This is a genomic window from Ornithinibacter sp., from assembly GCF_035443565.1.
Classification (GTDB): Bacteria; Actinomycetota; Actinomycetes; order Actinomycetales; family Dermatophilaceae; genus Fodinibacter.
The window spans coordinates 1-7,175 of the sequence record NZ_DAORSO010000081.1 but is presented as its reverse complement, the minus strand read 5'-3'; the positions used below and the strand labels follow the sequence as shown (position 1 = coordinate 7,175).

The 7,175-nt window shown below is 70.9% G+C and carries 9 protein-coding genes; 8 read left to right on the top strand and 1 reads right to left on the bottom strand.

What is annotated here, in order from left to right:
* Positions 1-166 precede the first annotated feature (166 nt).
* The 4 genes from PLL68_RS09535 (at position 167) to PLL68_RS09520 (ending at position 3,169) form a co-directional block, all read left to right on the top strand.
* Positions 167-1,117 (top strand): proline dehydrogenase family protein, encoded by a 951-nt coding sequence (locus tag PLL68_RS09535; RefSeq protein WP_324533528.1) that lies wholly within the window; start codon positions 167-169, stop codon positions 1,115-1,117.
* A gap of 97 nt (positions 1,118-1,214) precedes the next feature.
* Entirely contained in the window at positions 1,215-2,015 is an 801-nt protein-coding gene (proC, locus tag PLL68_RS09530) for a pyrroline-5-carboxylate reductase (protein WP_324533527.1), read from the top strand.
* Between the two features lie 4 nt (positions 2,016-2,019).
* Complete coding sequence (locus PLL68_RS09525) at positions 2,020-2,586, top strand: GNAT family N-acetyltransferase (RefSeq protein ID WP_324533526.1); 567 nt, start codon at positions 2,020-2,022, stop codon at positions 2,584-2,586.
* A 55-nt stretch (positions 2,587-2,641) separates the two neighbouring features.
* Positions 2,642-3,169, top strand: a complete 528-nt coding sequence (locus PLL68_RS09520; RefSeq protein ID WP_324533525.1) for a GNAT family N-acetyltransferase — start codon at positions 2,642-2,644, stop codon at positions 3,167-3,169.
* Between the two features lie 4 nt (positions 3,170-3,173).
* On the opposite strand, the gene PLL68_RS09515 is transcribed toward PLL68_RS09520, so the two are convergent.
* Complete coding sequence (locus PLL68_RS09515; protein WP_324533524.1) at positions 3,174-3,842, bottom strand: potassium channel family protein; 669 nt, start codon at positions 3,840-3,842, stop codon at positions 3,174-3,176.
* 78 nt (positions 3,843-3,920) lie between these two features.
* Here PLL68_RS09515 and PLL68_RS09510 point away from each other — a divergent pair, with 78 nt between their 5' ends.
* The 4 genes from PLL68_RS09510 (at position 3,921) to PLL68_RS09495 (ending at position 7,074) form a co-directional block, all read left to right on the top strand.
* Positions 3,921-5,111, top strand: a complete 1,191-nt coding sequence (locus tag PLL68_RS09510) for an acetoin utilization protein AcuC (RefSeq protein ID WP_324533523.1) — start codon at positions 3,921-3,923, stop codon at positions 5,109-5,111.
* A gap of 287 nt (positions 5,112-5,398) precedes the next feature.
* On the top strand, positions 5,399-5,599 hold the full coding sequence (locus tag PLL68_RS09505) for a helix-turn-helix domain-containing protein (RefSeq protein ID WP_159901388.1): 201 nt from the start codon (positions 5,399-5,401) through the stop codon (positions 5,597-5,599).
* Between the two features lie 191 nt (positions 5,600-5,790).
* The gene (locus tag PLL68_RS09500) at positions 5,791-5,889 is read left to right on the top strand and encodes a 30S ribosomal protein bS22 (RefSeq protein WP_003792170.1); all 99 of its coding nucleotides are present in this window, start codon (positions 5,791-5,793) and stop codon (positions 5,887-5,889) included.
* Positions 5,890-6,024: 135 nt separating this feature from the next.
* Positions 6,025-7,074 (top strand): SDR family oxidoreductase, encoded by a 1,050-nt coding sequence (locus tag PLL68_RS09495; protein ID WP_324533522.1) that lies wholly within the window; start codon positions 6,025-6,027, stop codon positions 7,072-7,074.
* Positions 7,075-7,175 lie beyond the last annotated feature (101 nt).

Here is a 7,175-nt window from a genome sequence, read left to right as displayed (position 1 = left end):
GCGATGAAGGACGTCACGGTGCTGGCCGATCCGCTCGCTGACGTGCTGCCGAGCCTGGCCGTCGTGACCGGCTGGATCGCTCTGGCCCTCGTGCTGGGGAGCCTGACGCTGCGCCGCCGCACCCCGTGACCCAGCGGGGCGTGGGCGGCGGCGCTAGCCTGACGTCGTGGACCCCAGCGACCTGCTCCGCGGAGCGATGCTCCAGATCTCCGAGTCCGACCTCGTGCGCAAGGCGGTGGTGACGGCCCCCGTCAGTCGCGCCGTCGTCGCCCGCTATGTCGCGGGCGAGAGCGTGCCGGATGCCGTGACCGTCGCCGGTGAGCTGCGCACCACGAACCGGCTGGCGACCATCGACTACCTCGGCGAGGACACCACCGACGCCGTGCAGGCGGCCACCACCCGCGACACCTACGTGCACCTGCTCGACCTGCTCGCCGAGGCCGACCTCACGGCATACGGTGCCGCCGAGGTCAGCGTGAAGCTCAGCGCCATCGGTCAGGCCCTGCCGGCTGACGGCGATGCCATCGCCCTCGAGAACGCCAGGGCGATCTGCGAGGCCGCGCAGGCCGCTGGCACGACGGTCACCCTCGACATGGAGGACCACACGACGACCGACCGCACGCTCGCCACGCTGCACGCGCTGCGCGAGGACTTCCCGTGGGTCGGTGCCGTGCTCCAGTCCTACCTGCACCGCACCGAGGCCGACTGCCGCGACCTCGCGACGGCGGGCAGTCGGGTGCGGTTGTGCAAGGGCGCGTACAAGGAACCGGCGTCCGTGGCCTACCAGGACGGTGACGACGTCGACCTGTCCTACGTGCGCTGCCTCAAGGTGCTCATGGCCGGCGACGGCTACCCCATGGTGGCGAGCCACGACCCGCGCCTCATCGACATCGCCGCCGCGCTCGCCGGCCACCACGGGCGCGCCCCCGACAGCTACGAGTTCCAGATGCTGCTCGGCATCCGGATGAACGAGCAGAAGCGGATCGCCGACCGCGGCCACCAGATGCGGGTCTACGTGCCGTTCGGCGAGGACTGGTACGGCTACCTCGTGCGCCGCATGGCCGAGCGCCCGGCCAACGTGCAGTTCTTCCTGCGCTCACTCGCCACCAACGGCTGATCCGTACAGCGGATGATCGGGTGACCGGATGCCGTGGCGCACCCGCCTGCCGAAACTCGCGGAGCGCTGTCCTCGCCACCGGGCATACTCACCTGCCATGGGAATGGTTGCGATCTTCGGTGCCGGTGTCATGGGCGAGACCCTGCTGTCGGGGTTGATCCGCTCCGGGCGCCCGGTCGACGAGCTGGTCATCACCGAGCGGCGGGCCGACCGGGCCGCCGAGCTCACCGAGAAGTACGGCGTGCGCGTGCTCGACAACGCCGAGGCGGCCGACCTCGCCGACACCCTCGTGCTCGTCGTCAAGCCCCAGGACATGGGCGCCCTGCTCGCGGAGATCCACGACCACGTCGCCGAGGGCAACCTCGTCGTCAGCCTGGCTGCCGGCATCACGACGTCCTACCTCGAGTCGCGCCTGCCGCAGGGTCGCCCCGTGGTGCGGGTCATGCCGAACACCCCCGCGCTCGTCGACCAGGGGATGGCTGCGGTCAGCGCAGGCGCCCACTGCGACACCGCACATCTGGCCGAGGCCCAGGCGCTGCTCGCCGCGACGGGCCGGGTCGTCGAGGTCCCGGAGAAGCTCCAGGATGCCGTCACGGCCATCTCCGGCAGCGGCCCCGCTTACATCTTCTACGTCGTCGAGGCGATGATCGAGGCCGGCGTGGTGCTGGGGATGCCGCGCACCACCGCCACCGAACTCGTCGTGCAGACCCTGTTCGGTGCCGCGACGATGATCAAGGAGACCGGCCAGCACCCCACCGTGCTGCGCGAGCAGGTCACCTCGCCCGGTGGCACCACCGCGGCCGCCCTGCGCACGCTCGATGACCACAAGGTGCGCGCGGCCTTCATCACGGCCATGGAGGCCGCTGCCCGGCGGTCGGCCGAGCTCGCCGGGGAGTGACGCCGTGGACGCACCCACCCCGCCGACCCAACCCACCGCGGGCGGTGAGGTCGGCGCGCCGGCGGGTGCGGACGGCATCCGCATCGACCAGGTGACGGCTGCGCTGCTGCCGACCTACCGCGACGTGCGCATCGCGGCGCTCATCGACAGCCCGCGGGCGTTCTGGAGCACCTACGAGCAAGCGAGGGCCCGCACCGACGACGACTGGGCGGCCTTCCTCGAGACCGGCCCCCGAACCTGGCTGGCCTTCGACGGCGCCCGCCCCGTGGGCACCGTCGGCCTGTGGCGCGGTGAGGGCCAGCCGGAGGACGAGATCACCCTCATCGGCATGTGGGTGGCGAGCGTTGTCCGAGGGACGGACGTCGCGGAACGGCTCGTGCGAACAGCCCTGCGCGCGGCCTCGGATGCCGGGGTGCGCCGCGTCGTCCTCGACGTCGCCCACGAGAACGTCAGGGCGTGGGCCTTCTACTCCCGCATCGGTTTTCGGCCCACCGGGGAGGTCAACTCGATGCCCTGGGACCCCGCCGTGACCGAGGAGCAGATGGTGCTCGACCTGACGGCGCGATCCTGAGAGTTCACCTGCCCGAGTTGCCGCCCGCGTGGGGGGCCGTGGGAGAGTGGCGGGCATGAGTGAGATCACCGTGCGCCCGCTGGGGGCCGACGACTGGGAGCGATACCGCTCCGTGCGCCTCACCGCGCTGCAGGAGTCGCCCGACGCCTTCGTCGCTTCTCACGCGGCTGAATCCGCCGAACCGGAGGAGTTCTGGCGCGAACGCATGGAGCGCTCCACCCGCCTGCTCGCGGAGGTCGACGGCGAGCCCGTGGGCATCGCGAGCGTCGGATCCGCCGACGACGACCAGCCCGAGACGGCGCAGCTGTTCGGGCTCTGGGTGGCGCCCGAGGCGCGGGGTACGGGCGTGGCCACGGCACTCGTGCGCGCCGGTGCGCAGACTGCCGCCGAGAAGGGCAAGCGCCAGCTGCACTACTGGGTCGGCACCGACAACGGGCGCGCCGTGGCCTTCGCCAGCGGTTTCGGGTTCCGCCCGACCGCCGAGCGCCGGCCGATGCGGGTCGTCTCGTCCGATGACGGTGAGGAAGAGCTGGCGATGACCCTGCCGCTCTCCGGCGACCGAGGCGGCATCGCCCAGTTCTGAGCGGTCAGGGGCGGGCGGCCAGGCGTTCGATGAGTGTCGTCGGCCCGCTGACGATCAGCACGTCGTGGGCCGAGACCTTCGTCGACGGCACGGCGTAGGTGAAGTCCTGGCCGGGTGCCTTGACGCCGACGACGGTCACCCCGTACTTGCTGCGGATGGCGCTCTGCTCGAGCGTGAAGCCGACCGTCTCGCTCGGGGGGCGCATCTTGACGATGGCGAACCCGTCGTCGAACTCGATGTAGTCCTGCATCCGCCCGCCCATGAGGTGGGCCACCCGGCGGCCGGTGTCGGCCTCGGGTCGCACGATGTGGTGCACACCGATCCGGTCGAGGATCCGGGCGTGCTCGGGTGAGAGGGCCTTGCCCCAGATGTCGGCCACCCCGGCGTCGACGAGGTTGGCGGCTGCCAGCACCGAGGCCTCGACCGAGGAGCCGATCGCCACGACGGCGATGGGGAACCGACCGGCCTTGGCGTCGCGGATGACGGCGACGTCGCTCGCGTCGCCGTGGATCACGTGGCTGATCCGGCCGAGGAACTTCTCGGCGAGGAAGCCGTCCTTCTCGATGGCGGTGACCTTGTGGCCCAGGCGGCGCAGCTCGAGGGCCGCCGCTGCGCCGAACCGGCCCAGGCCGATGACGAGGACGTCGTTCTCGGTGCCGCTGCCTCGAGCCATCGGTGGTGCCCTCCTGCAAAAGTGGAACGTGAGGGGTCCCAGCCTGCCACGGGACTTCTGCGGGAGTAGGTTGCCACCATGGCCCATCGCACGAGCGTCGTCTGGGATGACGAGTTCACGGCGTACAACTTCGGCCCCTCGCACCCCATGGCCCCGGTGCGTCTCGACCTCACGACCCGGCTCGCGCGCGCCCTGGGGGTGCTGGACCACGTCGACCTGCTGAGCCCGCAGGCCGCCACCGACGAGGTGCTGGCCACCGTGCACGACCCCCACTACATCGCCGCGGTCCGGGCCGCCTCGGCCGACCCGCTGGCCGCTGACGTCCACCGAGGGCTCGGCACCGAGGACGACCCCGCCTTCCCCGGGATGCACGAGGCCTCGGCCCGCATCGCCCAGGGCACCCTCGACCTCTGCCGTCAGGTGCTGACCGGCGAGACCGACCACGGGGTCAACTTCTGCGGCGGCATGCACCACGCGATGCGCACCCACGCGTCCGGCTTCTGCATCTACAACGACATCGCGGTCGGCATCCAGTGGCTGCTCGACAACGGGGCGCAGCGCGTCGCCTACGTCGACATCGACGTCCACCACGGCGACGGCGTCGAGAAGATCTTCTGGAACGACCCGCGGGTGCTGACCATCTCGGTGCACGAGAACGGGCAGCACCTCTTCCCGGGAACCGGGTGGCCCTCGGACATCGGCGGCCCGTCGGCCCGCGGGAGTGCCGTGAACGTCGCGCTGCCACCGGGCACGGGGGATGCCGCGTGGTTGCGGTCCATCGAGTCCGTCGTCCCGCCGCTCGTGCGCGCCTTCCACCCCGACGTGCTCGTCACCCAGCACGGGTGTGACACCCACATGCACGACCCGCTGGCGCACCTGACGATCACCATGGACGCCCAGCGTCGGGCCCACGAGACGTTGCACGACCTCGCGCACGAGGCGGCCCACGGGCGCTGGGTGGCTCTCGGCGGCGGTGGCTACGAGCTCGTCGACGTCGTCCCGCGGTCGTGGACCCACCTGACCGCCATCGCCGCCCACGTCCCCGTCCCCGCCCAGGCTCGCGTGCCGCAGGAGTGGCTCGACCACGTCGAGGCGACCATGGGTCGCTCGGCTCCCACCCGGATGGGTGACCTGCCCGAGGAGAGCCTGCCCATCTGGGTGCAGCCGTGGAGCATGGGCCACAACCCCGAGAGCCCGATCGACCGGGCCATCATGGCAACCCGTCAGGCGGTGTTCAGCCACCACGGGCTCGACCCCTGGTTCGACTGACCACTGGGTCGACAGGAGGCAACACGCGGATGCCGCGCTCGCCGCCTGCGTGTTGCCTCCTCTCGACGGGAGGGCTGCGGCGCCAGCCCCGATGTGAAGCGAGTGGCGGATGCCGCTGGGAGCGGACTCACGGCATCCGCCACGGCGTGTCGACTGGACATTGGCGCCCAACTTCGTCGTTCCACTTCCCCAGTGGTCACACCTGCCCCTATGGTTGCGCTTGCACGACGACAGGGAGACTGCCGGGGCGTCCTGGCGCTGTGGTCGTGCAGGAGAATGAGGTCACGATGTCGACGGAGCGTCAGCTCGCGGAGGTGCGGTTCCTCACCGTCGCCGAGGTCGCCGCAATCATGCGGGTGTCCAAGATGACGGTGTACCGCATGGTCCACGCCGGGGAGTTGCCGGCCATCCGCGTCGGGCGGTCCTTCCGTGTCCCCGAGGACGAGGTGCATGCGTACCTGCGCACCTCGTTCGTCGACACGGCGTGACCGACCCCGACGAACCACACCGGTGGGGGGCGGCCCGACGTGCGGGCCGCCCCTCACGGCTGTTCGGGACTGGTCACGGGTGTGCCCGACGGGCGCTGCCGAACGAGCGCCGTGGCCACGGTTTGGGCAGCGTGACCGCCTGCCGGTAGGGTGGGCAGCCGCATCAGACGCTTAACGACGAGGACATCGCAATGGGTTCAGTCATCAAGAAGCGGCGCAAGCGGATGGCGAAGAAGAAGCACCGCAAGCTGCTTCGCAAGACGCGCCACCAGCGCCGCAACAAGAAGTGACGTAAGAGTCACCTCTGCACTTCAAAGGTCCCCGCACCCCGGGGGCCTTTGTCGTGTCCGGGTGGACCTGCCCTGTCGGTGCGCCGACGGGTCGATTAGGGTCGGGGCTGTCGAAATCAGGTGAAGGAGCAGGGCATGGCGTCAGTGGTGCTCGTGACCGGGGTCTCCCGCTACCTCGGAGGACTCCTCGCGCGTCGCCTCAGCGCTGACCCGAGCGTGGACCGGGTGGTCGGCGTCGACGTCATCCCGCCCGCGCACGACATCAGCGGCGTCGAGTTCGTGCGCGCCGACATCCGCAACCCGATGATCGCCCGGGTCATCGAGTCGGCCGGGGTCGACACCGTCGTGCACATGAACGTCATCGCGACGCCCACCTTCGTCGGGGGCCGCACCCCGCAGAAGGAGATCAACGTCATCGGCACGATGCAGCTGCTCGCGGCGTGCCAGAAGTCGACGACGGTGCGGCGTCTCGTCGTGAAGTCGTCTGCGGCTGTCTACGGCTCCACGCCCCGTGACCCGGCGATGTTCACCGAGGACATGGGCGCCAAGCGGTCGCCCTCGGGCGGGTTCGGCAAGGACTCCATCGAGGTCGAGGGGTACGTGCGCGGGTTCGCCCGCCGCCGTCCGGACACCGAGATCCTCACGTTGCGCTTCGCCAACATCGTCGGTCCGCGCATTCGCACGTCGATCACCGACTACTTCAACCTGCCGGTCGTCCCGGTGCCGCTCGGGTACGACGCCCGCATGCAGTTCGTCCACGAGGACGACGCCATCGACGCGCTCGTGCGCGCCACCACCGGCGAGGCCTCCGGCATCGTCAACATCGCGGGTGACGGCGTGCTGACGGTGCTCCAGGCCGCAGCGATCGTCGGACGACCGGTGGTGCCGATGCCGCTACAGGCTGCCGGCGTCGTCGGCGGGTTCGCCAAACGGCTCGGCCTGGCCGACTTCTCGCCGGACCAGATGTCCTTCCTCGCGTTCGGTCGCGGCATGGACACGCGGCGGATGCGCTCCGTCCTCGGCTTCACCCCGCGCTACACCTCCCGTGAGGCGTTCGAGGACTTTGCCCGCACCGTCGGCCCCGCGGTGCCCGCCGCCGCCATCGTCGGGGATGCCGTGAGCGGGGTCGCAGGCACGGCGAGTCAGGTCGTTCTCGGCCTTCTCGGCGCAGGAAGGGGACGTTGATGGCAGCGCGACAGGGAGCCCTCGCCGCAGGCGCGGCCCGGGCCTCGGGGGAGCGGGCCAGGCGCCGCTCCACCCCGCTGATCGGTGCCGAGCCCGTCGTG

Bases quoted from the DNA above. Each gene is read 5' to 3' on its own strand.
- proC (WP_324533527.1), top strand. From the start codon at position 1,215: ATGGGAATGGTTGCGATCTTCGGTGCCGGTGTCATGGGCGAGACCCTG.
- PLL68_RS09520 (WP_324533525.1), top strand. From the start codon at position 2,642: ATGAGTGAGATCACCGTGCGCCCGCTGGGGGCCGACGACTGGGAGCGA.
- PLL68_RS09515 (WP_324533524.1), bottom strand. From the start codon at position 3,842: ATGGCTCGAGGCAGCGGCACCGAGAACGACGTCCTCGTCATCGGCCTG.
- PLL68_RS09510 (WP_324533523.1), top strand. From the start codon at position 3,921: ATGGCCCATCGCACGAGCGTCGTCTGGGATGACGAGTTCACGGCGTAC.
- PLL68_RS09505 (WP_159901388.1), top strand. From the start codon at position 5,399: ATGTCGACGGAGCGTCAGCTCGCGGAGGTGCGGTTCCTCACCGTCGCC.
- PLL68_RS09500 (WP_003792170.1), top strand. From the start codon at position 5,791: ATGGGTTCAGTCATCAAGAAGCGGCGCAAGCGGATGGCGAAGAAGAAG.
- PLL68_RS09495 (WP_324533522.1), top strand. From the start codon at position 6,025: ATGGCGTCAGTGGTGCTCGTGACCGGGGTCTCCCGCTACCTCGGAGGA.